The organism is Nocardioides sp. LS1, from assembly GCF_003865225.1.
GTDB lineage: Bacteria > Actinomycetota > Actinomycetes > Propionibacteriales > Nocardioidaceae > Nocardioides > Nocardioides ginsengisegetis.
Genome location: NZ_BIFF01000001.1, coordinates 670,401 through 694,781, shown reverse-complemented (window position 1 = coordinate 694,781; position 24,381 = coordinate 670,401). Strand labels below are relative to the sequence as shown.

Below are 24,381 nucleotides of genomic sequence, written 5' to 3'. Positions count from 1 at the left end.
GTCAGCCTGCGTCCCGCACCTCGCCGACCCGCCACTCCCCCGCGACCCGCACGAGCACCACCACGCGGCGCGACACCTCGTCGCGCGGGAGCGGCACGCGCCGTCCGCCCACGACCGCCTGCGCGCCCACGAGCCGGTCGGTCACCCGCAGCACCAGCCGGCGGGACGTCGCGGACAGCTCGCGCGCCGCGAGCACCTGCATCGACATCCCCTCGACGCGCACGCCGCGGGCGCGCCACTCCCGCAGCATCGCGACGTCGGCGGCGCCCGACGCCGACCCGGCGGCGTACAGGCTCCGCAGCGCGGGTACGTCGGCGTGTGCCCAGGCCGCGGCACGTGCGGCGTCCCACGCGTGGAGGACCTCGAGCGGGTCGGGCGAGGCGGGAGCCACCGGGGGCGCCAGGGCGGTGAGCAGGGCGAGCGACGGGAGGATCACGCCCACCTCCTACCCACTCCGGCGCGGCCACCCGCCGGTTGTCCACAGGGCTGGGAGACTGGTGGCATGTCTCGGTCGATCAGCCGCCGTTCGCTCATCCTGGGCGGCACCGCCGTGGTCGGGGTCGCCGCGGTGGCCGGCGCGGGCGTCGGGATCGAGCGGCGCGTGCTGCCCGGCCGCCCCTGGCTGCAGGAGCACCTGGGGCTCAACGGCGACGCCGGCACCGTCCCCGACATCGAGCCAGGTCCGGTCGTCAGCGGGACGTTCACCTCGCGGCACCGCCTCGGCGCCGAGACGGGCTGGTCGCTGGTGATGCCGCCCGTCAGCACCGGCATCCTCCCGCTGGTCGTCGCCCTGCACGGCCTCGGCGAGGACCACGCAACCCTGACCGGCCCGTCGTTCGGGCTGGGCCGCTACCTCGCCCAGCACGTCGCCGACGGGGGCGAGCCGTTCGCGATCGCGACGGTCGACGGCGGCACGTCGTACTGGCACCCGCGCCCCTCCGGCGAGGACGCCTCGGCGATGGTCACCGACGAGCTGCTCCCGCGGCTCGCCGGCCACGGCGTCGCGACCCACCGCTACGGCCTGATCGGCTGGTCCATGGGCGGGTACGGCGCCCTCCGCCTCGCCGGTCTGCTCGGCAACGAGGTCGTCCCGGCCGTGGTCGCCTCGAGCCCGGCCCTGTGGACGGACGCGAATGACGCGTCCGACTCCGGCTTCTCCAGTCCCGAGGAGTACGAGCAGAACACCGTCTTCGGACACCAGTCCGACCTGGACGGCATCGCCGTGCGCATCGACGTCGGCACCGGCGACCCGTTCTTCCCCGCCGTCGTGGACTACGTCGCGGGCTTCCCCGACGGCACCGTGGTCGCCATCAACGAGCCGGGCGGGCACGACACCGGCTACTGGCGGCGGATGCTGCCCGAGCAGCTGGCCTTCCTCGGGGCGAGCCTCGGGGCCTGAGCGGCGCCGGAGTAGGGTCGAATCCGTGAGCGACCTGACCTTCCGGACCGTCGGCCTCGGCCCCGACGCGGTGGACTACCTCGCCGCCTGGGACCTCCAGCGCGACGTGCACGCGGCGGTCGTCGCGGGTGACCTCCCCGCCACGGTCCTGCTGCTGGAGCACCCGCCGGTCTTCACCGCCGGCAAGCGCACCGACCCCCACGAGCGGCCCGCCGACCCCGGTGGCGCCCAGGTCATCGACGTCGACCGCGGCGGCAAGATCACCTTCCACGGCCCGGGCCAGCTGGTGGGCTACCCCATCGTCACGCTCCCCGACCACGTCAAGGTCGTCGACTACGTCCGCCGCGTCGAGGAGGCCCTGATCCACGTCTGCGCCGACCTCGGCGTCACCACCGCCCGGGTGCCCGGACGGTCCGGTGTCTGGCTGCAGGCCGACGACAAGGGCCCCGAGCGCAAGATCGCCGCGCTCGGCATCCGCGTCAGCCGCGGCGTGACCATGCACGGCTTCGCGCTCAACTGCGACGTCGACCTCGGCTGGTACGACCGCTTCGTCCCCTGCGGGATCGCCGACGCCGGCGTCACCTCGCTCAGCCAGGAGCTCGGCCGCGACGTGACCGTCGACGAGGTGCTGCCGACCGTGCAGCGCCACCTGCGCGACTACCTCGCGTGGGCGCCGTACGACGCCACGCCGGACTACGAGCCGAGGCCCGAGCCCGGCCGCGCGCCGCGCATCGAGCTGCTGACGCCGACGCGCTCCTAGTCGTCTCCTAGGAGATGGTCATCGCGGTGGTGTCGGGGGCGCCGCCGCCGGCCGTCTTGAGGTGCACGTCGAAGGGCGTGGACAGCACGAGGATCTTGACCTTCGCGCTCTCGCCCGGCCCGAGGGTGAAGCTCGAGACCTTGACCCGCGCGGCCTCCGCCGGGTCGATGACGACCTGGTAGGCGTCCGGCAGCCGGCCGGTGTTGGTCAGCGTCTCGGTGAGCACCTGCCCGGGCTGGCCGGTGGTCGGGCCGACGAGCGTGGAGTCGAACGGGTTGTCCGCGCTGCCCTGGCTCGGCACGGCCTGCGAGGTGGGGGCACCCGTGGAGGAGTCGGCCGACGAGGGCGTCGAGGAGTCGTCGCCGCAGGCGCTCAGCAGGGAGCCCAGCAGGACGATCGAGGAGGCGGCGAGCGCACGGCGTGCGCGTGCGGTGGTGGCTGCTCTGGTCATGGTGCCCCGACCGTATCCCGCGCCCGGTTGACCGAATTGGGTGGCCCACGCCCCCGGCGTAGAGTTGCGCGACGTGACGCAACCCGAAGGCCGCAAGCTCCTCCGCCTCGAGGTCCGCAATGCCGAGACCCCGATCGAGCGGAAGCCGGAGTGGATCAAGACCCGGGCCAAGATGGGCCCCGAGTACAAGCACCTCCAGAGCCTGGTGAAGTCCGAGGGCCTCCACACCGTGTGCCAGGAAGCCGGCTGCCCCAACATCTTCGAGTGCTGGGAGGACCGCGAGGCGACCTTCCTCATCGGCGGCGACCAGTGCACGCGGCGCTGCGACTTCTGCCAGATCGACACCGGCAAGCCCCAGCCCCTCGACCGCGACGAGCCCCGCCGCGTGGCCGAGTCGGTGCAGAAGATGGAGCTGCGCTACGCGACCATCACGGGCGTCGCCCGCGACGACCTCGAGGACGGCGGTGCCTGGCTGTACGCCGAGACCGTCAAGCAGATCCACGAGCTCAACCCCGGCACCGGCGTCGAGAACCTCATCCCCGACTTCAACGGCAAGCCCGACCTCCTTCGCGAGGTCTTCGAGTCGCGCCCCGAGGTGCTCGCCCACAACGTCGAGACGGTGCCGCGCATCTTCAAGCGGATCCGTCCCGCGTTCCGCTACGAGCGCTCGCTCGACGTGATCACCCAGGCCCGCGACTTCGGCCTCGTGACCAAGTCCAACCTCATCCTCGGCATGGGCGAGACCCGCGAGGAGGTCAGCCAGGCGCTGCGCGACCTCCACGAGGCCGGCTGCGAGCTGATCACCATCACGCAGTACCTCCGCCCCTCCGCCCGGCACCACCCCGTCGAGCGCTGGGTCAAGCCGGAGGAGTTCGTCGAGCTCAAGGACGAGGCCGACCAGATCGGGTTCTCCGGCGTCATGTCGGGCCCGCTCGTGCGCTCGTCCTACCGCGCCGGGCGCCTCTACCAGCAGGCGATGGCCGCTCGCGAGGGCGCGAGCGCCTGATCCGGCAGTAGCCTTCCCCTATCCGGCACCACCAGCCCGCACCACCGCAGGAGACCGCACACACCATGGCCAAGGCCCCCACCGATCCCGAGAAGATGAGCCGCCGTCGGCAGTTCGTCGAGACCTACCGGATGGCGAAGAAGACCGACCCCCGGCTCGGTCTGCTGCTGGTCGTCGCCTTCCTCGTCGCCGCCGTCGTCGGCTTCGCCGTGTTCTGGTTCCTGCCCGGTGGCGGGGTCATCGGCCTGGTCATCGCGATCGTCGGCGCGATCCTCTTCGGCTCGCTCGCGGCCCTCATCGTCTTCGGCCGGCGCGCCCAGAAGGCCGCCTACGGCCAGATGGAGGGACAGCCCGGCGCTGCCGCGGCCGCCCTGCGGATGCTCAAGCGCGGCTGGCGCACCGACCCGGCCGTGGCCTTCACCAAGCAGCAGGACATCGTGCACCGCGTGGTCGGCCCTCCGGGCATCGTCCTGATCGGCGAGGGCAACCCCAACCGGGTCCGCCAGCTGCTCGCCGGCGAGCGCCGCAAGCACGAGCGCGTCGTCTCCGACGCCCCCGTCCACGAGATCGTGTGCGGCAACGGCGAGGGCGAGGTGCCGCTGCCCAAGCTGGCCCGTCACGTCCAGAAGCTCGGCCGCTCGGTCAAGCCCGCCGAGATGACCGACATCCTCAACCGCCTCAAGGCGCTCGACGCCAACCGGTCGGCCATCCCGATGCCCAAGGGCCCGGTGCCGACCAGCATGAAGGGCATGCGCGGCAACATGCGGGGTCGCTGACCCGCATCAGCCCCGATGCGTGCCCTGTCCGCCCCGCGCTGTTTGCAGGGTGACGGTGGCGGTGCGTGCCATCAGGTCGTGGAGGCCGCGGCCGTCGGGCCGGAAGACCAGCGGCGGGATCACCGCGATGACCAGGATGCTGCGCGCCAACGACGGCAGGAACGGCACCGGGCGGCCCGAGCCGTCGAACCGTACGACGCGCAGCCGGGTGGCCAGCTGGCCGAACGAGCCGCCGGCCAGGGTCACGAGCAGCGCCGTCTCGAGCACGAAGACCAGCAGCGTGAGCATGCCGGGCAGGGGGTCGGGGTGCTTGGACTGGTCGGCGAAGAAGCGGCCCGGTCCCAGGATCAGCACGACCACGAGGCTCGAGGCGAACCAGTCGACGACCAGGGCCAGGATCCGGCGTGCCCAGGACGCGGTCTCGAGGGAGTTCACGGGGTCAGGCTAGAGGGGCGGTCCGGGCGGTCCGGGGTCCGGCCACCTGTTACATGGCCGAAACAAACCAGATACGGTCAAGAAACTGCCCGAGCCTAGGTTCGGGCAGTGCCCGGCGCAGCGCCGCTCCGGGCCGACTACTCGCTTGCTTTGTGTCGGCTGCCCACCGAGGTCGCAGCCAAGGAGGACGAATGTTCCAGAACAGCGACGAGCTGCTCAAGTACGTCAAGGATGAAGGCGTCGAGATGGTCGACGTCCGCTTCTGCGACCTTCCCGGCGTCATGCAGCACTTCACGGTCCCGGTGTCGTCGTTCGACCAGTCCGTCTTCGACGACGGCCTCAACTTCGACGGCTCCTCCATCCGCGGCTTCCAGGCCATCCACGAGTCCGACATGTCGCTGTTCCCGGACCCGACGACGGCGTACCTGGACCCCTTCCGCGCGGCCAAGACCTTGGTCGTCAACTTCTTCATCCACGACCCGCTCACCGGTGAGGCCTACTCCCGCGACCCGCGCAACATCGCGCGCAAGGCGATGGCCTACTTGGCGAGCACGGGCGTCGGCGACAAGGCCTACTTCGCCCCCGAGGCCGAGTTCTACGTCTTCGACAACGTGCGCTTCGAGACCAAGCAGAACGCCGGCTACTACGAGATCAACTCCGTCGCCGGCGCCTGGAACACCGGCGACTCGTTCGAGAACGACAACCGCGGCTACAAGGTGAAGTACAAGGGCGGCTACTTCCCGGTCGCCCCGACCGACCACTTCGGCGAGCTCCGCGACGAGATGGTCATCGAGCTGGAGAAGTCCGGCCTGCAGGTCGAGCGTGCCCACCACGAGGTCGGCACTGCCGGCCAGGCCGAGATCAACTACAAGTTCGACGAGCTGCTCAAGGCCGCCGACGACGTGATGAAGTTCAAGTACATCATCAAGAACGTCGCCTGGCGCAACGGCAAGTCGGCCACCTTCATGCCGAAGCCGATCTTCGGTGACAACGGCTCGGGCATGCACGTCCACCAGTCCATCTGGGACCAGGGCGAGCCCCTGTTCTTCGACGAGACCGGCTACGGCGGCCTCTCGGACATGGCCCGCTACTACATCGGCGGCATCCTCAAGCACGCCCCGTCGCTGCTGGCCTTCACCAACCCGACGGTGAACTCCTACCACCGCCTGGTGCCCGGCTTCGAGGCCCCGATCTCGCTGGTCTACAGCCAGCGCAACCGCTCGGCCTGCGTCCGGATCCCGATCACGGGCTCCAACCCGAAGGCCAAGCGCATCGAGTTCCGCTGCCCCGACCCGTCGGCCAACCCCTACCTCGCCTTCTCGGCGCTGCTGCTGGCCGGCCTCGACGGCATCAAGAACAAGATCGAGCCCGCCGCCCCGATCGACAAGGACATCTACGAGCTCCCGCCGGACGAGATGGCCGACATCGACCAGGTCCCCACGTCGCTCAACGCCGTGCTCGACTCCCTCGAGACCGACCACGAGTTCCTGACCCAGGGCAACGTGTTCACGCCGGACCTGATCGAGACCTGGATCGACTACAAGCGCAGCAACGAGATCCTGCCCGTGCAGATGCGCCCGCACCCGCACGAGTTCGAGCTCTACTACGACATCTAGTCACTTGTGCACGTAGAGCTCGAACTCAGGGTTCGACACCGAGGGCCCCGGTCTAGCTGGGGCCCTCGGTGCTTTTGTCCGCGAGCTTGTCGAGAAGGAATTGCCGGGTCCTGCCGTACCCGCCCGCGCAGGGCCGCAGCGATCCGGATCGGCCACCAGGTCGCAGCTGGGCGCCCCAGCTTCACCGGCTCACACGGTCGCGGCGGCGAGCATGATGACAAGTGAGGCCGCCATGGACCCGGCTGCGACACGGACGCTCGCGGAGGCGGTGGCGTCGCGCATCACGCGCCACGTGACCGGGAGGTAGACCGCCGTACCGGCGATGGCCGCGACCAGCAGGCCGCCGAGCGCGGTCTCGTGCGCCATGTCGTGGACGTGCCCGACGCGGTGGGTCTCGCCTGCCAGGGCGTGCACGTGACCGCGAACGGCCATCACTGCGGCACACACTGCCATCAGCGCGGTGCCCAGCACGCTGTGCGCGCAAGGGGGTGCCAGGCTCAGCCGCGAAGACAGGGCGAGCCACCCTGCCGTGCCGATGAGGACCGTGGACCACGCGGCGGCGGAAAGCACAGGCGACCCAAGCGCCAGGTCGAGCATCGCCAGCAGCATGAGCGCAGCCGCACACATCTCCACCACGCGCGCGCGATCTCGTGCGACGCAGCACAGCCCCACCGCAGCCGGCACCACCGCACCGGCATGCAGCACCTCGCTCACGCCACTCCCCCGCAGCATCCGCCGTCAGCATCGGCGGCTTCCGGCGCGCAGTGGCCGCGGGGCGGTGCCGGGAGGTCCAGGGTCGGGTTGCGGTCGAAGAACCCATCAGGCTTCAACATGAACCCGGCGTAGTCGACCGGCATGATCGGCCAGTCCTCCAGCCGTGGAAAGTGGGTCAGTCCGAAGGTGTGCCAGAGCACGATGTCCTGACCGTCGATGTCACGGTCGTCGTTCGTGTACTCGGGCAGTCCTGCGCCACCGGGGTGCTGGTTGACCAGCTCCCCCGACGCCCACAGCTGTTCGTCGTCGTACCGGGTGACCCACAGCGCCTTCGTCGCGAAGGCGGCGCGCCGGCGGATCGAGGAGTCATCGGCGGCGAGGAGGAGCGGCGACTGGGTCGGGTAGAGGACGTACGCCGGCCGACGTCCCATCCGGTTGGACGTTTCAGTGTTGACCACTGCCCATGTGCGGCCGACCGATGCGTCCGCCTCGCGCTGCGCGTCCTGCTCACTGCGAAAGCGGGTGATCGTCCGGGTGAAGGCGTTGCCGACCGGGTTGTTGTCGCCCATCGGCACCCGCGCCACGTCGATTTCCTCCACCGCGTTGGCAGTGCCGTCGACCTCCATGTCGAGGCGGGCCGAAAATAGATGCTGGTGCACCGGGGCGCCCAGTCCTGGCGCGATCTCCGTGGCGTACGGGTAGTCCCCGCCCGGATGTCCCGAGGTGAAGACGATGCCGGTGGCCTTGGCCTCGAGCTCGATGCCGCCATCGAGGTAGAGGTACCAGTAGAAGCCGTAGTCGTAGTTGCCCACGGTCACGAAGAACGAGACGACCAGCCGCCGCTGCCGACGGACCTCGCTGGTGCCGGAGAACGTGTCGTTGTGCTTCCAGAGGATCCCGTAGTCCTCCTCGTGGATGCAGATGGCGTTCTTGATCTCGCGGGGCTTGCCGTGGTCATCAGCGACGGTGGCCGATACGTAGGTGATGTCGCCCAGACAGTCGCAGCCGAGCTCGAGGGGGTTGGCGAGCCGGCCGAACTGGTACTCCCCTACGTCGAAGTAGTTCTGCCAGTCGTGCGTCGGGGTCGGGTCGCCGTAGGGCACGACCATCTCGGCAATCGATGCCCGGTTGAGGATCGGGCGCTCCGTCCCACGGTCGTCAAAGGTGAGGCGGTGGAGGGTGAGGCCTTCGCGGCCGTTGAACCCGAGCCGGACGCTCCAGTTCTCCCACGTGAGTACGTTGCCCTCGAGCTGGAAGGACACGCCTTCGGGCTGGGTGATCACGAGCGGCTTGAGGCTCTCGCGCAGCGTTCCCCTGACCTCGGGGTCGAGGTAGTCGCCGGACTCGGCGGGGACGTGCTCGATGTCCGTCTCGACGACGCGCAGCACCTTCTGGTTCGTCAGGTCGACGTGCGCGACGACGCCGTCGACGGGATGGGCCCACATCGAATCGGTCGGGTGGGTCAGCTGAAACGCGAGCACCCGAGCAGAGCGGACCGCGCGCTCGTCCTCATAGCCGAAGGAGCCGGCCGACAACGCGACACATCGGAGCTGGTCGAGCTCGCTGATTCCCCGGCGGCGTACGGCGTCGACCCAGCGGGCGTCCGCCTTGCACAGCTCGTCGACGCACACGAAGTCTTCGTCGAGGATCGGGCCCTGCCCGGTGTCGGGCTCGACCTCCCGCGTGGCGAGCACCGAACGTGCGGTGACGTCGACATCGACCCATGTCGTCGTGCGCTCGGCAAGATCCAGGAGCAGTCCGCGGACCTGGCGGGCGACCGCATCGCCCGGGCTGTGCGCTCCGACCAGGTCCTTGCCCGGCTCGACCAGGGTCACGTAGGCGAAACGGGTCGCCTCGGTGACCATGCCGGCCGCCTCCAGGGTTCCGCGGAATGCGGTGATCTCCGCGGCGCTCAACGGGTCCAACGGGTGCTCGGCGACGGCAACGTCGGCGATCTCGATGGTCACGACAGATCCTCCCTGGCGTGGCCCGACACGATGCGCGCGGCCCTCATGCCGCTCTCGATCGCGCCGTCGATGAAGCCCATCCAGCCGTTGGCGTAGTCAGAGCCGGCCAGGACGACGCGCCCCTCCGGCCGCTGCAGCTCCTCCAACGCACCGGTCAGCTGGTGGGTGCGCAACATGGGCCAGGTCTCACGCGACAGCGGGTCGGCGACCCAGTCGTGACTCGCCGTGGCGATCACCTGGACGTCGGGGATCCACTGCGCGAGTGCGTCCTGCGTCGCCTGGCGGTCGGTGCCGTCGAGAAGGCTCGCGTTCGAGCCGAACATGACGACCAGGGTCTCCCCGTCCCCGACGTGCTCGACCTGGGCCAACGTCAGTGGGGAGGTGCTCGGCGCGAGCGCGACGAACGGCTCGTACTCGCCCGCGATGCGAGCCCACACCTTCACTCCGCTGGATGCCTGACCGTCGGCTGCCGCAGCCTGCTTCACCACGCTCAACGCAGGCTCGAACTCGATGGCGCCGAGGGCGTTCAGCGGCGTGGTGACGACGACGTGAGCGGCCTCCAGCCGGGTGCCGTCGGTCAGCTCGACGACGATCCCCTCCTGATTGTGACGAATCGCAGCGACGATGGTGTCAAGCCGCAGGTCGGCGCGGCTGTCCTCGAACATCGCCTGGACCAGTCGGCCGGTCCCTCCCTCGACCTTGTACGTCGCGCACGCCTCGAACATGAGCTGCCAGCTGCCGCCAGCGAGGGCGCACCACCTCAGGCCTTGGGTGTAAGCGCCGACGTCGGTGGCGCCGTTGAAGTTGGTCGCCCACATTCCTTCAACGAGGTCGAACTCCTCGGGCGAGAGCTCGAGCTGCTCGATCCTGGTCCGGATCGAGACGCCGTCCACGTCTGCCGGGACGTCTGCGGCCAGCGGCTGGTAGGGAGTCGGGAAGTAGGTCAGCGCCTCGGACGTGGTTCCCCGCATCCCCTTGTCGATGAGTGCCATCAGGTCGTCCGCGGTGCCGGCATGCCGCCTGCCGTCGGCAAGCCAGTAGGCCTGCACCGGGGTCGGCGATGACACCGCCCCTATGCCGTAGCGCGTCATCTCCGCCCACACGTGCGGCTGGACCCAGTGCACCCAGGTGCCGCCCATCTCCAGCGGACGACCCCACGTGTCCTCGGTCCAGGTGCGTCCGCCGATCCGGTCGCGTGCCTCGACGATCACCACACGGCGGCCGCGGCGGTGTAGCTCACGAGCTGCGGTGACGCCGGCGAAGCCGGCGCCGACCACGACCACGTCGTAGGTGCTGCTGCTCATGCTCGTCTCTCCGATGGTCGTCGCGGTCAGGCGACGACGAAGAACTTCTTGAAGTCGCTCGAGGTCCGCCAGGTCGCGGTGTAGCCATCGGGGAGCGAGATGATGACACCGGGGACGAGCTTGATCGACGTGCCGTCGACTTGCTCGAGGACGGCCTCGCCCTCCAGGACCTGGAACATCTCCGTTCCGGCGACGGCGTACGGCAGCTGGGCACCGGCCTCGGCGCTGATCCGCCAGAGCCCGGACACGACTGGTCCGCTGTCGCGGATCTCCTGGCTCAGCCAGTGGACCTCGCCCACTTGCACGCCTTCGTGGACGAACGGCTCCCAGCGCTCGTCGGCGTCGGCGGCGGACGTCAGGGCGGTGGTGTTGTTCATTCGCTTCTCCTCTGCTTGGGGGTGACGATCTTCAGCTGACGGTGGCGGGGGCTGTGCCGCCGGTGTCTGGTTCCATGTGGCCCGCTTCCGTGGCGTGGCCACGCAGGTGGCCGAGGGCCCAGCCGCCGGCGAAGACCACGGGAACCGTTGCGGCCAGGACCGTGGCGGTGGTCGTGGAGCCGCCGATCAGAGTCGGGAGGTTCCTCAACACCAGGACCGTCCCGGCGACGATCAGCACGGCGGAGGCGACCGGGGCGATGAGCGTGTTCCACAACCTGGGGTCCAGGCCGCTGCGCCGGAAGTACACGACCACTGAAACCGAGGTGAGGAAGTACAGGACGACCAGCGCAAGCACCGCCAGGCCGCTGAACCAGGAGAACAGCGTCAGGACCGGGTCCTTGTCGAGCACTGCGAACGGGATCACCAGTGCTGCAGCCACCAGCGTCTGGATCGCGCTGGCGATGTAGGGCGCACCCTGCTTGTTCGTGCTGGCGATGCGACCGTGGAAGACCCCGGCCTCCGAGAGCGAGTGGAAGTAGCGGTTGATCCCATTGTGGAACGCGAGGATCCCGGCGAGCAGCGACGTCGCCAGGAGGACACCGGCGATGTCGGTGGTCCAGGTGCCCAACGTGTCCGCGATCGCGGCGAAGACCAGCGACGTCGAGTCTCCAGACGCCAGCGCACCCTCCGCCGCAGCCGTAGCGTTGCCGGCCCCGTAGTGACTGACCACCATCCAGGAGACGAAGGCGAAGAAGATCGCGATCGTGCAAACCGCTAGGTAGGTGGCCCTCGGGATCGTCCGCGCCGGGTCCTTGGCCTCCTCCGCATAGATCGCGGTGGACTCGAACCCGAACATCGAGGCGATGGCGAAGGTGAGCGCCACGCCGGGCGCTCCGGCCATGAGGGCGTCCGGGCTGAAGCTGGAGCCGGGGTCGAGGCCCTCGGGGCCGCCGCCGGTCACGAACTCGACCACAGCGAAAGCCAGCAGGATCGAGAACTCCGCGATGACCAGAACCGCCAAGAACTTCGCACCCAGCTCGATGTTCAGCGAGCCGAGGGCCTGCACGACAGCCATCGTGACCAGTGCCCACACCCACCACGGCAGGTCGAGGGACAGATGGGTGTTGGCGAGGCCGCTGACCACGACGCCGTACAGGCCGTACATCGCTGCCTGGATGGTGTTGTAGGACAGCAGCGCGACCTGCGAGGCACCGGTTCCGACGCGGCGGCCGAGCCCGCGACTGACATAGGTGTAAAAAGCCCCGGAATCAGAGACGTGCCTGCTCATCGCGATGAATCCGACCGCGAACAGGACGATGACGCCCCCGACCATCAAGTAGGCGGCCGGCGCACCGGCGCCGTTGCCGAGCAGGATCGCCACGGGAAGAGCTCCGGCGATTCCGGTCAGCGGGGCCTGCGCGGAGAGGACGAAGAAGAGGATCCCCGCCACGCCGACGGCGTTCCTCCGCAGGGCGGTCGAAGGCGTGCTCGTGGTGTTGGTGCTCATGACTGAGCCTCATTCCTTGTGGGGCACAAACTTGCCAGTTGGATAGCATGGTGCTCGTGATTGAGCCAGAGCGAGCTGTCAGGTACGGCAGTGGGCGAGATGCCCTGATCGAGGCGACCATCCGCGTCGTCGCGAACCACGGGTTGCGGGGGCTGACGAACCGCACCGTCGCCGAGGAAGCGGGAGTCACGCACGGCCTGGTGTCGCATCACTTCGGCTCGCGCGACGCGCTGATCTCGGCTGCACTCCGGTACGAGGTCGAGCGGAGTGTCTCCGATCCCGTCCTCGGTGCGGAGATCCGAACTGTCGACGAGTTCGCGGACAACCTGGTGCAGATGGTCGATGCAGACGCGGACGGCCAAGCGTTCCTCTACGAGCTCATCCTCGAGGGACGCCGCAATCCCGAGCTCGCCGACGCCGTTCGCGCGCAGTACGACGAGTTCCGCGAGGCAACCCGGCGCCAGCTCGAGCGTCTCGGCCTCGAGAGCGTGCCTGGCCTGCACCTGGCTGTCTTCGCCTGCCTCGACGGACTGGTGCTGCAGTACCTCGCCGAGGGCAGGTCCGACAGCACCCGCGAGGCCGTCGAGGCGCTGCGCCACCTGCTCCGTGCCGTGGGGGCGTCGTAGTCGGGCATAGCCTGATGTTCTCGTCATGGTCCTCACGCCCGTCAGCCGTTGATGACCTGAGGGACCGACACGGCCTTGAGCCCCTCGATGCCGAACTCCAGGCCGTAGCCCGACTTCTTCACCCCGCCGAACGGGACCATCGGGTGCACCGCGCCGTGTGCGTTGATCCAGACGGTTCCGGCCTGGAGCCTGGCCGCCACCTCTCGCGCAGCGTCCTTGTCGCTGCTCCACACCGAGGCGCCCAGGCCGACCTCGAGGCCGTTCGCCATCGAGATGACGTCGTCGAGGGCTTGGTAGCGCACGATCGGTAGCGCCGGACCGAACTGCTCCTCGGCGACCAGCGGGTTGCCGTTGTCGATGTCGGCGACGAGGGTCGTGGGGTAGAAGTGCCCGGCCGCGGATGGATCCGGGTCGCCGCCGAGCAGGATCTTGGCACCGGACTGGCGAGCAGCGTCGACGAGCCGCGCGACGACGTCGTACTGCGCCTTGTTCTGCAGCGGTCCGAGCACGTTCTCCTCGTCCAGGCCGCGGCCCATCGGCATCGCCCGGGCGACGTCGACGAGTGCGTCGCAGACCTCGTCGTAGACGTCGGCGTGCACGTACAGGCGCTTGAGCGCGGCGCAGGTCTGACCGGTGTTGATGAACGCTCCCCAGAACAGACCCTCGGCGATAGCGCGCGGGTCGACGTCAGGGAGGACGATGCCAGCGTCGTTGCCACCCAGCTCGAGGGTCAAGCGCTTCACCGTGTCGGCGGAGCTCCGGATGATCGCTTGGCCGGTGGCAGTGGAGCCGGTGAACATCAGCTTGTCGATGTCTGGGTGGGTGGACATCCGCTCTCCCAGGTCGCGTCCGCCGGCCACGACTGAGAGGACGCCGGCCGGAAGGACGGTGTTGAGCACCTGGGCCAGGGCCAGTACCGACAGCGGCGTGTGCTCCGAGGGCTTGACCACGACTGCATTGCCCATCCGCAGCGAGGGCGCGACCTGCCAGGTGGTGATCATCATCGGCCAGTTCCAGGGCCCGATCGCGCCCACCACGCCGACCGGGCGATAGTGCAGCTCGGCGTAGACCTCGCCGTCATCGACGACCGTCCCACCGGGCAGCTCTGTGGCAGCGGTCGCCCGGAGCCAGGCCGCGCACGCCCCGACCTCGAAGCGGGCGTTCGGACCGTTCAGCGGCTTGCCCTGCTCACGCGAGAGGAGCTCAGCCAGTGGCTCGGCCGCTGCCTCGACGGCGTCGGCTGCGGCCAGCAGGAGCTGGATCCGCTCGGCATCGCTACGCCCTGCCCAGCCGGGCTGTGCATCCCGGGCGCGGCGCACGGCCTCGTCGAGGTCGGCCACCGACCGGTCGGCGACCCGGCCGACGCTCTCGCCCGTGGCGGGGTCGAGGATCTCGCGGCCGGCCGGGTTGGTGACCGCGCCTAGGAGGGACTCGTAGGTCGTCTGCGCCATCGTCTTGCCTTCGTCTCACGTGACCGCAGTCACATCGGTTCGGATGGCTCCACGATGCGTTCACGGACAGGCCATCCGCATTGGATGGCCGCGCACACCGATTGGCTGTTCGCGAACTCCTCGAAGTCGCGTCAGGCCGACTGAAGGTCAGGGCCGCGGTAACGTGCCCGGTACTCACCCGGCGGCACCCCGAAGTGGGTCCGGAACACCCGGGAGAAGTGCCCCGCGTCGACGAAGCCCCAACGTGCTCCGATGGCTGCGGCCGAACGAGGCTGGGCCAAGTCGGCCAAGTCGACGCTGCACCGCTCCAGCCGCCGCAGCCGGATGTATCCGGCCACGTTCGCGGCCTCCTCGGCGAACGCCTTCTGCAGGTACCGCACCGAGACGTGATGGGCCTGCGCCACTCGGGTGACGTCGAGCGAAGATTCGCCCAGGTGCTGCTCGATGTACGCCTTGGCGCTCTCGCGCAGAGTCACCAATCGATCACCGCTCCGTGGCTCGTAAGCCGCTGGCGCCGCCAGGCTCGCTGCGAGGAGGCTCAGCACCGCGTCGCATACATGGCCGCCGCCAGCAGGGGCGCCGTCCCGGCACTCTCGCGCTACGCCGTCGAGGAGCGGGCTGAGCAGGGCGCCGGCCCCATCGACGCTGCGGAGGGTCCGCGCCGTGCGGGTCCTCAACTCGGCCGTCGGGATCCTGAGCAGTGAGCGGCGGAACATCAGGACGAGCATCGTGTATTCGTCGTGGAACTCGAGCTCGTACGGGCGGGCCGTGTCGTAGAGCGCGAAGTCGCCCGCCACGAGGGTCGTTGATCGACCGTCCTGGCGCAGGATCGCCGACCCTGCGAGCTGCACCCCCAGCTTGAGGTAGCCGGGGTCGTCGCCGGCGTCCCGTCGTACGACGTGCGCGGTGGCCTCGACCTCCGAGACCTGCAGCAGACCCATCTCGCTCGAGCGCAGCCGGCAAGAGAACGCGTCGACCGCTCGGCTGGGCTCGGCCAGGAGGGGCACGAACGTGCGGGACACGGCGTTGCGATAGGCGTCGAAGGCGTCCTCGCCGGTACGGCCTGCGGTGTCGAGTACGACGGTCATGGCGCCTCCGTTGTGAAGGGGGTGTGACTCAGGGTGCGCGGCCCCGAGCAAACTTGTCAAGTGGCTAGTTCTGGACCGCTGGTCCGGTTCTCTGTCGGACCTCGTCCAGGTCCACGCCCGGGGCGAGCTCGACCAGACGCAGGCCGTCGGCTGTCACGTCGAGGACGCAGAGGTCAGTGATGATGCGCCGGACGAGGCCTCGGCCCGTGTAGGGCAGCGTGCACTTCTCGACGATCTTGAGGCTGCCGTCCTTCGCGACGTGCTCCATCAGCACGATCACCTTGCGGGCACCGTGGACGAGATCCATCGCGCCGCCCATGCCCTTGACCATCCGTCCGGGAATCATCCAGTTGGCGATGTCACCGGTTTCCGAGACCTGCATGGCGCCCAGCACGGCCACGTCGATCTTGCCGCCGCGGATCATCCCGAAGGACGTAGCCGAGTCGAAGAAGCTGGCGCCGGCCCGGATCGTGACTGTTTCTTTCCCGGCGTTGATGAGGTCCGGATCGACCTCGTCCTCGCTGGGATATGCCCCGGTCCCGAGGATTCCGTTCTCACTCTGGAGCACGAGCTCGACGTGGTCCGGCACGTAGTTGGGCACCAAGGTCGGCAGCCCGATCCCGAGGTTGACGTAGGCACCGTCGGTGAGCTCAGCCGCTGCGCGGGCCGCCATCTCCTCACGCGTCCACGTCATCGCATCGTCCTCTTCTCGATGCGCTTGTCTGCGGCCTGCTCCGGGGTCAGCTCGACGAGGCGGTGGACGTAGACACCGGGCAGGTGCACCTCGTTGGGATCGATCTCGCCGGGCTCGACGAGCTGCTCGACCTCGGCGACGCAGGTCCGGCCGGACATGGCGGCGAGCGGGTTGAAGTTGCGAGCGGCGTCCTTGAACACCAGGTTGCCGTGCCGATCGCCCTTCCAGGCACGGACCAGGGCGAAGTCGGCGACGATCGCTCGTTCGAGGACGTACGTGCGACCGTCGAACACCTGGGTCTGTTTGGCCGGCGACGCGATCACGACCGTGCCGTCCGCGGCGTACTTCCAGGGCAGGCCGCCGTCGGCCACCTGGGTGCCGACGCCGGTTGCGGTGAAGAAGGCCGGGATGCCGCACCCACCGGCGCGCATCCGCTCCGCCAACGTGCCCTGTGGAGTGAGCTCGACCTCGAGCTCGCCCGCAAGGTACTGCCGCGCGAACTCCTTGTTCTCCCCCACGTACGACGCCACCATTCGCCGCAGCCGGCCGGCCCTCAGCAGCAGGCCGAGGCCCCAGTCGTCGACTCCCGCGTTGTTGGAGACCACCTCCAGGTCGTCGGTGCCGGCATCAAGGAGGGCGCCGATGAGCACGGACGGGATGCCGCACAGGCCGAAGCCACCCACCGCGAGGGTGGCACCGGAGGGGATGTCGGCGACGGCCTTGGCAGCCGATGCTCGCACCTTGTCCATCACGAGCCCTGCTTGCTTGCCAGAATGCGCCCGCGGGCCTCGCCGAAGCCGATCCGGGCGCCGTCCGGTCCCGGAGCCGTGGCAGAAAGGACGATCTCGTCGCCGTCCTCGAGGAAGGTGCGCCGGGCGCCGCCCACGTCGACGGGCTCCTTCCCGCCCCAGGTCAGCTCGATGAACGCACCGCGCTGCTCCTTCTCCGGCCCGGAGATCGTGCCGGATGCGAAGAGGTCCCCCGTGCGGGTCGGGGCGCCGTTGACGGTGAGGTGGGCCAGCATCTGGGCGGGCGACCAGTACATCGCGGCGTACGGCGGTCGGCTGACGACGTGGCCGTTCCACGCGATTTCCAGGTCGATGTCCAGTCCCCACGGTTCGTCCAGAGCCAGGTAGGGCAGCACTGTCGGCTGCTGGACGGGGGTGGCGACCCGGGCGGCCTCCAGCGCGAGCAGCGGAACCACCCACGGGGAGATCGTCGAGGCGAACGACTTGCCGAGGTTGGGCCCGAGCGGCACGTACTCCCAGGCCTGGATGTCGCGTGCGGACCAGTCGTTGAAGAGCACCACACCGAAGATGTGCTCCTCGGCCCGGTCGACCGGGATCGGTTCGGCCATCGGGTTGCCCGTGCCGACGACGAAGCCGAGCTCGGCCTCGATGTCGAGCCGGGTCGACGGGCCGAACACGGGGGCGTCGTCCGATGAGGCCTTGCGCTGGCCTGTCGGGCGCACGATGTCGGTGCCCGACACCACGATCGACGAAGAGCGGCCGTGGTAGCCGATCGGCAGGTGCTTCCAGTTCGGTGTCAGCGGGTCCGGGCTGTCGGGCCGGAACAGCCGCCCGAGGTTCGCGGCGTGGTGCTCGGAGGCGTAGAAGTCGACGTAGTCGGCGACCTCGAACGGCAGGTGCAACGTCACCGACCCCAGCGGGTGAACCGCCGTCCGGGGCACGTCTCCTTTGAGCGCTTCGGTGATGCGGGCTCGGACCTCGATCCAGCGGTCCCGCCCTTGCGCCAGGAATGCGTTCAGCGATCCCTGACCGAAGGTGGGCTCGTCGTCGAGAAGGACCCCGAGGTCGACGACGTGATCTCCGTACCGGACCGCGACCCGCGGGGCCTGGCCGGCCACGGTGTAGACCCCGTACGGGAGGTTGTGCCGGCCGAAGGGGTCGTCGGGCGGGACGTCGAGTGTGGTCATGCGAGGTTCTCCGTCAGTCGGGTGTCGATCAGACCAAGCCCGGCGAGCTCCTCGACCGGCTCGGTGATCGAGCAGGTCCCGAAGGACCGGAAGGTGTCGCGGACCTCGGCGGGCAGGGTCCGCACCCGGTCGGCGACCCGCGTTCCGTCACGGTCCGCGAGCAGGTTCGCGAGCTCGTCGACCCCGGCTCCGTCGAGCACGGCGCCGCTGGCGGTGAGCAGGTTGAGGAATCCGTGTTGCTCGAATCCCGTCTGGCGGTCGGTGTTGCGGACCGCGTGGTGCAGGCCGGCGGTGGCCTTGAAGGGCACGCCGGCGGCGGCGAGGGAGGCGACGGCGGCGGCCAGCTCGGACTCGTCCGGGTAGAGGTCGGCGCGGACCCCACCGGTGCGCAGCTTGGCCATCAAGCCGGTGCCGAGCAGCGCATCGACCAGCTTCGCGCGACGTTCGTCCCTGGGCAGCTCGACGAAGACAGGGACCGAGCGGTCGCCCAGCGCGCGCTCTAGGGAAGGCACCACCTCGGCGGGACGCGCGTCGTCGGGCAGGGCGACTTCGACGGACTCCAGCTGCGCGGCCGCGAGCGCGTCGACGTATCCCACCGCCGCCGCGACCTGGCGGAGCGGCACGGTCAACGACAGGCGGAACGAGCGCGGCGCCAGGCTCGCGACGAGCGAGGCCAGCCCTTCGAGGTCCTTCGCGGCGAGAACGAAGGCCCCGACCATCGGCGCGTACGCTGCCGCCCGGTGCTGGGCGTGGGCAGGCACGGCATCGGCCAGCGGCAGGTTGCCCGGCGGGAAGACGGCCGCGTCGTCACAGAGACCAGCGAACAGGGGTGGTACCTCGACGCTCACCCGTCCGTCGCTCCCGTCTCGCCCTTGTCCCCGCGCGCCCAGGAGTAGGCGTAGACGCCGTCATCGGTGGCCCGCGCGGCCTCGCCCAGCTCGAGCGGGCGGAACGTGTCGACCATGACCGCGAGCTCGTCGAAGTACTCGGCGCCGATGCTGCGCTCGTAGGCGCCTGGCTGCGGACCGTGCGGATGGCCGCCGGGGTGCAGGCTGATCGAGCCCTGGCCGATGCCTGATCCCTTGCGGGCCTCGTAGTCGCCGCCGCAGTAGAACATGACCTCGTCGGAGTCGACGTTCGAGTGGTAGTAGGGCACCGGGATCGCCAGCGGGTGGTAGTCGACCTTGCGCGGTACGAAGTTGCAGATGACGAAGTTGTGGCCCTCGAAGACCTGGTGGGCCGGCGGGGGCTGGTGCACCTTGCCGGTGATCGGCATGTAGTCGGCGATGTTGAACGCGTACGGATAGAGGCACCCGTCCCAGCCGACGACGTCGAAGGGGTGGTCGGGCAGCACGTGGACGGTTCCGGCTATGCCCCCGGGGCCGGGACCGCGGTGCTTGACGTAGACCTCGACGTCGCTGCCCTCGACCATGCTCGGCTCCGAGGGGCCGCGGAGGTCGCGCTCGCAGTACGGCGCGTGCTCCAGCAACTGCCCGAAGCGGGACAGGAACCGCTTGGGTGGCGTGATGTGCGAGTTGGCTTCGACCGCGTAGATCCGCACACCGCCCTTGGGCACGATCCGGTGCGTGGTCGCCCTCGGGATGATCGCGTAGTCACCCAGAGACAGCTCCAGGTCACCGAAGACGGTCTCGACGGTCGCCTCGCCGGACTCGATGTAGAGGCACTCGTCACCGATCGCGTTGCGGTAGTACGGCGACGTCGTGTCGGCAACGACGTAGGACAGGCGCACGTCGTGATTGCCCAGGAGCAGCCGCCGGCCGGTGACGGCGTCCACATCGGTGTTGTCCTCGTCGAAGAGCTGGTGGGTCGAGAAGTGGAGGGGCACCAGCGGGTGGTTTGGGATGGTGGACAGGTCGGGCAGCTCCCAGACCCGGTACTCACTGATCGCCGACGGGATGCTCCGGTGGTAGAGCAGCGAGGAGTCGGAGGAGAAGCCCTCCTCCCCCATCAGCTCCTCGAAGTAGAGCGTGCCGTCGCCGGCGCGGTGTTGGGTGTGGCGCTTCTGCGGGACGTGGCCCATCGAGCGGTAGTACGGCATGTCGGTTCCTGTTCTCTCTTGCCTTCAGGAGGCAACGCCGATGGTGCGGCGCGCGGCCGCGTCCAGCTCGGCGGTGGTGGCGGCGGTCAACACTGCGGCGATGTGTCCGTCCGGACGGAGGAGCCAGGTCTCCCCCGGCTGCGCGGCGAGGGCGTCGCCGAGGGTGCCGTCGGGGTCGATGTCGGCCAGGCGGAACACCTGGGTCGGCGCATCCGTGGCCTGCTTGAGCACGACGGCAGTCTCGGCGGCGTCGACGCCCTGGGCGGTGAGCGCGAGCAGCCCGTCGCGGACCAGCTGACGCAACCGCACCACCTCCGGCCGGTCGGCGACGTTCACCGGGGCGTCGGGCACGAGCACACCCGGTACGACGGCGGGCATCTCCCCGCGCGGCGGCCGGCCGGCGAACGGGCGGCCCGCGGCGGGCGTCGTGAGCCGCGAGTCGACGTACCAGAACGGCTCGGCGAAGCGGCCACTGTCGACACGGGTCTGCGCCTGCGGGTTACCGACGGCTTCCTCGAGCAGATCCCGGCGGGCCGTCCACTCCGACTCGTCCTGAGGGACGAGGAACCTCATCGTGTTGCTGGTGACCTCGAGGTTCTCGTGGGCCGCGGCCAGCCGCTCCGTGTCATAGCTGTCGAGCAGCGACTCGGGTGCCCAGCCGTGCAGCACGAAAGCGAGCTTCCAGGCGGCGTTCTCGGCGTCGGCGACGCCGGAGTTGAGGCCGCGGGCACCGAACGGTGCGACGAGGTGGGCGCAGTCGCCGGCGATCAGCACCCGGCCGACGCGCATGCGGTCGACGCTGCGGGCATGGAACCGGTAGACCGACTTCCACACGATCTCGTAGGGTCGCTCGCCGATGACCTGCCGGATCCGGGCGTCGAGTCGTCCGTCCTCGGTTTCTGCGTCCAGGTCGAACTCGGCGGGCACCTGCCAGTCGATCCTGAAGGTCGAGCCCGGACACGGGTGGATCAGCACCTGCCGGCCGGGGTTCCACTCGGGGTCGAAGTAGAAGCGTCGTTCGGTCTCCCAACCGGACAGCTCGGCGCGGAGGTCGCAGATCAGGAACCGATCGTCGAACGTCCGTCCCTCGAAGCTCACGCCGAGTATTCGGCGGACGTGGTCGCCGCGCGCACCGGCTGCGGCGACGGCGTATGCCGCCTTGACGTCCTTGTGGCCGTCCGCCGTGAGGCAGGTGATCGTCACTTCGGTGGCGGTCTCGTCGATCTCCAGCACCTCGTGGTCCCATCGGACGTCGATCTGCGGGTGCGCGGAGATCTGCTCGTCGAGGACCTCCTCGGTGTGGCACTGGGAGACGTTGACGAACGCCGGCAGCGGCGAGTGGCCGCGGTCGACGAAGGACCAGTTGAAGAGCTCCTGGTCCCGGTAGAAGGTGCGCGCCGTGGTCCAGGTCATGCCGTCGTCCGCGATCCGGCCGGCACCGACCGTCGACCAGATGTCGAGGACGTCTCGCTGCTGGCAGATCGCCTTCGAGCCGACGGCGTCGCGCTCGGCGCGTGCGTCGAGCAGGACGACCGGGATGCCCCAGCGGGCTAGCAGCAGCGCGGTCGTCTGACCGACCGGGCCGTTGCCGATCACCGCGACCGGCGGTCCGGCGTAGCTGGGGACGCTGATCGAGCTCATCCCTGCAGCTCGTCCCAGACCTCGCGGTCCCGCTCGGCGGTCCAGATTCGCGGCCAGTCGATGCCGTTGAGCTCGTCCCACAGCCGGGAGACATCGAATGGCAGGCAGTGCTCGAAGATCGGCCACGCGCCGAACTTCGGCTCCAGGCTCGTGTGCGTGGCTTCGAATGCATCCGTCAGGCTGCCACCGCGGGCGTGGACCTCACCGACCTTCTCGCGCATGACGAGGAGGAAGTCGCGGGTCTGCTCGATGGCGGCGTCGACCGTCTCGCGGCCGCGCGGCACTGCGCCGCGACCACCGACGAGTGTCTCGGCGCCGAACGCCTTGACCCGGTCGAGGGTGCCGGTGGACCAGTCGGTGTGGAACGCATCGCCGGTGTAGAGGGCAGCCTCGGCCTCGACCAGGTCGCCGGCGAAGAGGACCTTCTGTCGGGGCAGCCACGCCACGATGTCGCCCGCGGTGTGTCCGCGGCCGCAGTACTGCAGCACCAAGTCCCCGCGGTCACCACCGAGGCCGATGGTCATGGAGTCGTTGAACGTCATGTCGGGCCAGGTGAGGCCGGGGATCGAGTCGGGCTCGCGGAAGAGCCGCGGCATACGGCCGAACTCGCTGTCCCAGTCCTGCTTGCCGCGTTCCTCGATCAGTCTTCGGGTGTTGTCGTGGGCCACGATCACCTCGGCGTCGTACGCGGACGCGCCGAGCACCCGTACGGCGTGGTAGTGCGAGAGCACGAGGTACTTGACCGGCTTGTCGGTGTGCTTACGCAGCTGGGCGAGCCAGTCGCGCGCGGCGACCGGCGTGGCCCGGGCCTCGAAGGCCACGAGGAAGTCCTCGCCCTCGATGGCTCCGACGTTGGGGTCGCCCTCGGCAGTCAGGGCGTAGACGCCGTCGGCAAGGACCTCGAGAGTCTCGGTCTTCTCGCCGAGGTCGGCGGAGGAGGCGAAGGGCTTGGCAGCCATGGAAGCGGTCCTTTCGGGACTGGGTCGGTTCACCCCACTGTGGCAGCGGTCACGTATTGTGGAAAAGGACAAGTAATCTCTGATCTTCATAAGGTGTTGCAATGAATGCGGTCCGCTACTCCTTGCGCCAGCTGGAGTACTTCGTCGCCGTCGCCGACGCCGGCACGCTCAGCGGGGCGGCGGCTCGCCTGCACGTCTCGCAACCCGGGCTCTCTCAGTCACTGACGGACCTCGAGCGGGCGCTCGACGTGCAGTTGGCCGTCCGGCGGAAGGCGCACGGAGTCACGCTCACCCCCACGGGCGTCCAGGTCCTCCGGCATGCCAGGGAACTACTGCGGCACGCCGACGACCTGACGAGCGTTGCGTCGGGAGGGGATGCCCTGAGCGGCGTACTCTCCCTCGGCTGCTACGTGACGCTCGCTCCGACGGCACTGCCCTCATTGCTGCAGGACTTCACCGCGCTTCATCCAAGGCTCACGATCGACTTCGTCGAGGGCACCCAGGATGTCCTTCAGCGTCAACTGCTCCTCGGTGAGCTCGACCTGGCCATTCTCTACGACATGGAGATTCAGCCCGACATGGAACGGGCCGTCATCGACAGCGCGCGCCCGCACATCCTGTTGCCGGCCGACCACCGCCTCGCTCGGAGGCGGAAGGTGTCACTCGCGGAGCTGGCCGCCGAACCGATGGTGCTGTTGGACGCCCCTCCCAGCTCCCACAACACGCTCGCCATCTTCGAGCGCTTCGGGGTTCGGCCCGACGTGCGCTACCGGCCGAAGACGTTCGAGCTCACCAGGGCGCTGGTCGGCCGCGGGATGGGCTACGCGCTGCTCGTGCAGCGCCCCGCCAACGACCGGACCTACGAAGGACACCCAGTCGTCGTCAAGGAGATCGCCGAGCCCGTCGGCGACTCTCGGGTCCTCATCGCTTGGCCGAAGGCGACGCGGCTCAACCGCAGGGCACAGGCGTTCGTCGAGTTCTGCCAACAGCGCGGAAGGTCACCGGCATCACGAGAACCTGGCCAGATCCGGACGAGAACGCAGCGCGGCGCTAGGACTACTTCCGGAGCCGCACGGTGATGCGCCCAGACCCCTACAAACGACCTAGAGAGTGACCGATTTCTAGACCACTCTAGGCGGACTGCGTAGCTCCCAGGACCCGCAAGGAGAGGTAGCCTGGTACAAGCCAGGTACTCGAACACGAGCGGCATCGAACCTGAGGTGCTTCACTTCGCCGCCTGGCGGACGATCACCAACTCGGTCTTGAGCTCGCGGATACGTCGGCGAGCCGCGCGGAGTTCAGCGGACTCGGTGTTGCTGACTCCGGGCGCCTCGCCGCGGTCGATGCGGTCTTGCTTGACCCACTTGGAGAGCGTGACGGGATGGATGTCGAGTTCGTGGGCGGTTTGCTTCTGTGGTTTGCCCGCGCGGACGAGCGCGATGGCTCGAGCGCGGAACTCGGGCGGGTAGGCACGGGGCACGGTGTTCAGCCTTCCGGTTGAAGGCAGTTACTTAGCCACCGATACTGGAACCTTTCTAGTGGGGCAGGTCAAGATGTAACCTATCCGTGAAGCAGACCCTTGTGACGGCCCCCCGACACGATCGTGGGTCACAAG

The 24,381-nt window shown here is 69.3% G+C and carries 24 protein-coding genes and 1 pseudogene; 7 read left to right on the top strand and 18 right to left on the bottom strand.

Annotated elements, in window-relative coordinates:
- Position 1: 1 nt before the first annotated feature.
- Positions 2-436 carry a hypothetical protein gene (locus tag EJF31_RS03315; RefSeq protein ID WP_125035651.1) on the bottom strand — a complete coding sequence of 145 codons (435 nt, stop codon included), beginning with the start codon at positions 434-436 and terminating at the stop codon, positions 2-4.
- Between the two features lie 66 nt (positions 437-502).
- Between EJF31_RS03315 and EJF31_RS03310 the strand changes: the two genes are divergently transcribed.
- Together EJF31_RS03310 and lipB are read left to right on the top strand one after the other, a co-directional pair.
- Positions 503-1,399 carry an alpha/beta hydrolase family protein gene (locus tag EJF31_RS03310; RefSeq protein ID WP_125035650.1) on the top strand — a complete coding sequence of 299 codons (897 nt, stop codon included), beginning with the start codon at positions 503-505 and terminating at the stop codon, positions 1,397-1,399.
- Positions 1,400-1,424: 25 nt separating this feature from the next.
- Positions 1,425-2,159 carry a lipoyl(octanoyl) transferase LipB gene (gene lipB / locus EJF31_RS03305; protein ID WP_125035649.1) on the top strand — a complete coding sequence of 245 codons (735 nt, stop codon included), beginning with the start codon at positions 1,425-1,427 and terminating at the stop codon, positions 2,157-2,159.
- Positions 2,160-2,166: 7 nt separating this feature from the next.
- Here the strand turns inward: lipB and EJF31_RS03300 are convergent, their stop codons facing one another.
- The gene (locus EJF31_RS03300) at positions 2,167-2,610 is read right to left on the bottom strand and encodes a hypothetical protein (RefSeq protein ID WP_125035648.1); all 444 of its coding nucleotides are present in this window, start codon (positions 2,608-2,610) and stop codon (positions 2,167-2,169) included.
- A gap of 73 nt (positions 2,611-2,683) precedes the next feature.
- Between EJF31_RS03300 and lipA the strand changes: the two genes are divergently transcribed.
- Together lipA and EJF31_RS03290 are read left to right on the top strand one after the other, a co-directional pair.
- Entirely contained in the window at positions 2,684-3,616 is a 933-nt protein-coding gene (gene lipA / locus EJF31_RS03295; RefSeq protein ID WP_125035647.1) for a lipoyl synthase, read from the top strand.
- Positions 3,617-3,681: 65 nt separating this feature from the next.
- Positions 3,682-4,392 carry a DUF4191 domain-containing protein gene (locus tag EJF31_RS03290; protein ID WP_125035646.1) on the top strand — a complete coding sequence of 237 codons (711 nt, stop codon included), beginning with the start codon at positions 3,682-3,684 and terminating at the stop codon, positions 4,390-4,392.
- A 6-nt stretch (positions 4,393-4,398) separates the two neighbouring features.
- Here the strand turns inward: EJF31_RS03290 and EJF31_RS03285 are convergent, their stop codons facing one another.
- The gene (locus EJF31_RS03285) at positions 4,399-4,827 is read right to left on the bottom strand and encodes an RDD family protein (RefSeq protein ID WP_125035645.1); all 429 of its coding nucleotides are present in this window, start codon (positions 4,825-4,827) and stop codon (positions 4,399-4,401) included.
- A 191-nt stretch (positions 4,828-5,018) separates the two neighbouring features.
- Here EJF31_RS03285 and glnA point away from each other — a divergent pair, with 191 nt between their 5' ends.
- Positions 5,019-6,443, top strand: coding sequence for a type I glutamate--ammonia ligase (gene glnA / locus EJF31_RS03280; protein WP_125035644.1), 1,425 nt, complete (start codon positions 5,019-5,021; stop codon positions 6,441-6,443).
- Between the two features lie 189 nt (positions 6,444-6,632).
- Here glnA and EJF31_RS03275 read toward each other — a convergent pair whose 3' ends face one another.
- The 5 genes from EJF31_RS03275 to EJF31_RS03255 are packed head-to-tail and all read right to left on the bottom strand — an operon-like array spanning position 6,633 to position 12,312.
- Positions 6,633-7,157: a hypothetical protein gene (locus tag EJF31_RS03275; RefSeq protein WP_125035643.1), complete on the bottom strand. Its 525-nt coding sequence runs from the start codon at positions 7,155-7,157 to the stop codon at positions 6,633-6,635.
- Positions 7,154-9,124: a primary-amine oxidase gene (locus EJF31_RS03270; protein WP_221767443.1), complete on the bottom strand. Its 1,971-nt coding sequence runs from the start codon at positions 9,122-9,124 to the stop codon at positions 7,154-7,156. Before EJF31_RS03270 ends, EJF31_RS03275 begins: the two co-directional genes overlap by 4 nt.
- Positions 9,121-10,428, bottom strand: a complete 1,308-nt coding sequence (locus EJF31_RS03265) for an NAD(P)/FAD-dependent oxidoreductase (RefSeq protein WP_125035642.1) — start codon at positions 10,426-10,428, stop codon at positions 9,121-9,123. Before EJF31_RS03265 ends, EJF31_RS03270 begins: the two co-directional genes overlap by 4 nt.
- Positions 10,429-10,454: 26 nt before the next feature.
- A complete protein-coding gene (locus EJF31_RS03260; RefSeq protein WP_125035641.1) occupies positions 10,455-10,805 on the bottom strand; it encodes a cupin domain-containing protein in 351 nt (116 codons plus the stop codon).
- A 31-nt stretch (positions 10,806-10,836) separates the two neighbouring features.
- A complete protein-coding gene (locus EJF31_RS03255; RefSeq protein ID WP_125035640.1) occupies positions 10,837-12,312 on the bottom strand; it encodes an APC family permease in 1,476 nt (491 codons plus the stop codon).
- Positions 12,313-12,368: 56 nt separating this feature from the next.
- On the opposite strand from EJF31_RS03255, the gene EJF31_RS03250 reads away from it, so the two are divergent.
- Positions 12,369-12,938 carry a TetR/AcrR family transcriptional regulator gene (locus EJF31_RS03250; protein ID WP_221767442.1) on the top strand — a complete coding sequence of 190 codons (570 nt, stop codon included), beginning with the start codon at positions 12,369-12,371 and terminating at the stop codon, positions 12,936-12,938.
- A 41-nt stretch (positions 12,939-12,979) separates the two neighbouring features.
- Here the strand turns inward: EJF31_RS03250 and EJF31_RS03245 are convergent, their stop codons facing one another.
- The 9 genes from EJF31_RS03245 to EJF31_RS03205 form a co-directional block, all read right to left on the bottom strand.
- Positions 12,980-14,389, bottom strand: a complete 1,410-nt coding sequence (locus tag EJF31_RS03245; protein WP_125035638.1) for an aldehyde dehydrogenase family protein — start codon at positions 14,387-14,389, stop codon at positions 12,980-12,982.
- Between the two features lie 131 nt (positions 14,390-14,520).
- Entirely contained in the window at positions 14,521-15,477 is a 957-nt protein-coding gene (locus tag EJF31_RS03240) for a helix-turn-helix domain-containing protein (protein WP_125035637.1), read from the bottom strand.
- A gap of 64 nt (positions 15,478-15,541) precedes the next feature.
- Positions 15,542-16,171, bottom strand: coding sequence for a 3-oxoacid CoA-transferase subunit B (locus tag EJF31_RS03235; RefSeq protein WP_125035636.1), 630 nt, complete (start codon positions 16,169-16,171; stop codon positions 15,542-15,544).
- A complete protein-coding gene (locus tag EJF31_RS03230) occupies positions 16,168-16,920 on the bottom strand; it encodes a CoA transferase subunit A (RefSeq protein WP_125035635.1) in 753 nt (250 codons plus the stop codon). The genes EJF31_RS03235 and EJF31_RS03230 overlap by 4 nt, the downstream gene beginning before the upstream one ends.
- Positions 16,920-18,107 carry a fumarylacetoacetase gene (gene fahA, locus EJF31_RS03225; RefSeq protein WP_125035634.1) on the bottom strand — a complete coding sequence of 396 codons (1,188 nt, stop codon included), beginning with the start codon at positions 18,105-18,107 and terminating at the stop codon, positions 16,920-16,922. The genes EJF31_RS03230 and fahA overlap by 1 nt, the downstream gene beginning before the upstream one ends.
- Positions 18,104-18,955: a hypothetical protein gene (locus EJF31_RS03220; RefSeq protein WP_125035633.1), complete on the bottom strand. Its 852-nt coding sequence runs from the start codon at positions 18,953-18,955 to the stop codon at positions 18,104-18,106. Before EJF31_RS03220 ends, fahA begins: the two co-directional genes overlap by 4 nt.
- Positions 18,952-20,166: a homogentisate 1,2-dioxygenase gene (locus EJF31_RS03215; RefSeq protein ID WP_125035632.1), complete on the bottom strand. Its 1,215-nt coding sequence runs from the start codon at positions 20,164-20,166 to the stop codon at positions 18,952-18,954. The genes EJF31_RS03220 and EJF31_RS03215 overlap by 4 nt, the downstream gene beginning before the upstream one ends.
- Positions 20,167-20,190: 24 nt before the next feature.
- Positions 20,191-21,807 (bottom strand): FAD-dependent monooxygenase, encoded by a 1,617-nt coding sequence (locus EJF31_RS03210; protein ID WP_125035631.1) that lies wholly within the window; start codon positions 21,805-21,807, stop codon positions 20,191-20,193.
- Complete coding sequence (locus EJF31_RS03205) at positions 21,804-22,766, bottom strand: MBL fold metallo-hydrolase (protein ID WP_125035630.1); 963 nt, start codon at positions 22,764-22,766, stop codon at positions 21,804-21,806. The genes EJF31_RS03210 and EJF31_RS03205 overlap by 4 nt, the downstream gene beginning before the upstream one ends.
- 101 nt (positions 22,767-22,867) lie before the next feature.
- On the opposite strand from EJF31_RS03205, the gene EJF31_RS03200 reads away from it, so the two are divergent.
- Positions 22,868-23,845, top strand: coding sequence for a LysR substrate-binding domain-containing protein (locus EJF31_RS03200; RefSeq protein WP_125035629.1), 978 nt, complete (start codon positions 22,868-22,870; stop codon positions 23,843-23,845).
- 152 nt (positions 23,846-23,997) lie between these two features.
- Here EJF31_RS03200 and EJF31_RS03195 read toward each other — a convergent pair.
- Positions 23,998-24,246 (bottom strand): annotated as a pseudogene (locus EJF31_RS03195) (transposase); the annotation flags it as partial.
- Positions 24,247-24,381: the final 135 nt, after the last annotated feature.

What these genes read in the sequence shown, in the direction of transcription:
- EJF31_RS03310 (WP_125035650.1), top strand. Translation starts at nt 503, where the DNA reads ATGTCTCGGTCGATCAGCCGCCGTTCGCTCATCCTGGGCGGCACCGCC.
- EJF31_RS03300 (WP_125035648.1), bottom strand. Translation starts at nt 2,610, where the DNA reads ATGACCAGAGCAGCCACCACCGCACGCGCACGCCGTGCGCTCGCCGCC.
- EJF31_RS03290 (WP_125035646.1), top strand. Translation starts at nt 3,682, where the DNA reads ATGGCCAAGGCCCCCACCGATCCCGAGAAGATGAGCCGCCGTCGGCAG.
- glnA (WP_125035644.1), top strand. Translation starts at nt 5,019, where the DNA reads ATGTTCCAGAACAGCGACGAGCTGCTCAAGTACGTCAAGGATGAAGGC.
- EJF31_RS03265 (WP_125035642.1), bottom strand. Translation starts at nt 10,428, where the DNA reads ATGAGCAGCAGCACCTACGACGTGGTCGTGGTCGGCGCCGGCTTCGCC.
- EJF31_RS03260 (WP_125035641.1), bottom strand. Translation starts at nt 10,805, where the DNA reads ATGAACAACACCACCGCCCTGACGTCCGCCGCCGACGCCGACGAGCGC.
- EJF31_RS03255 (WP_125035640.1), bottom strand. Translation starts at nt 12,312, where the DNA reads ATGAGCACCAACACCACGAGCACGCCTTCGACCGCCCTGCGGAGGAAC.
- EJF31_RS03245 (WP_125035638.1), bottom strand. Translation starts at nt 14,389, where the DNA reads ATGGCGCAGACGACCTACGAGTCCCTCCTAGGCGCGGTCACCAACCCG.
- EJF31_RS03240 (WP_125035637.1), bottom strand. Translation starts at nt 15,477, where the DNA reads ATGACCGTCGTACTCGACACCGCAGGCCGTACCGGCGAGGACGCCTTC.
- EJF31_RS03235 (WP_125035636.1), bottom strand. Translation starts at nt 16,171, where the DNA reads ATGACGTGGACGCGTGAGGAGATGGCGGCCCGCGCAGCGGCTGAGCTC.
- EJF31_RS03230 (WP_125035635.1), bottom strand. Translation starts at nt 16,920, where the DNA reads ATGGACAAGGTGCGAGCATCGGCTGCCAAGGCCGTCGCCGACATCCCC.
- fahA (WP_125035634.1), bottom strand. Translation starts at nt 18,107, where the DNA reads ATGACCACACTCGACGTCCCGCCCGACGACCCCTTCGGCCGGCACAAC.
- EJF31_RS03215 (WP_125035632.1), bottom strand. Translation starts at nt 20,166, where the DNA reads ATGCCGTACTACCGCTCGATGGGCCACGTCCCGCAGAAGCGCCACACC.
- EJF31_RS03210 (WP_125035631.1), bottom strand. Translation starts at nt 21,807, where the DNA reads ATGAGCTCGATCAGCGTCCCCAGCTACGCCGGACCGCCGGTCGCGGTG.
- EJF31_RS03205 (WP_125035630.1), bottom strand. Translation starts at nt 22,766, where the DNA reads ATGGCTGCCAAGCCCTTCGCCTCCTCCGCCGACCTCGGCGAGAAGACC.
- EJF31_RS03200 (WP_125035629.1), top strand. Translation starts at nt 22,868, where the DNA reads ATGAATGCGGTCCGCTACTCCTTGCGCCAGCTGGAGTACTTCGTCGCC.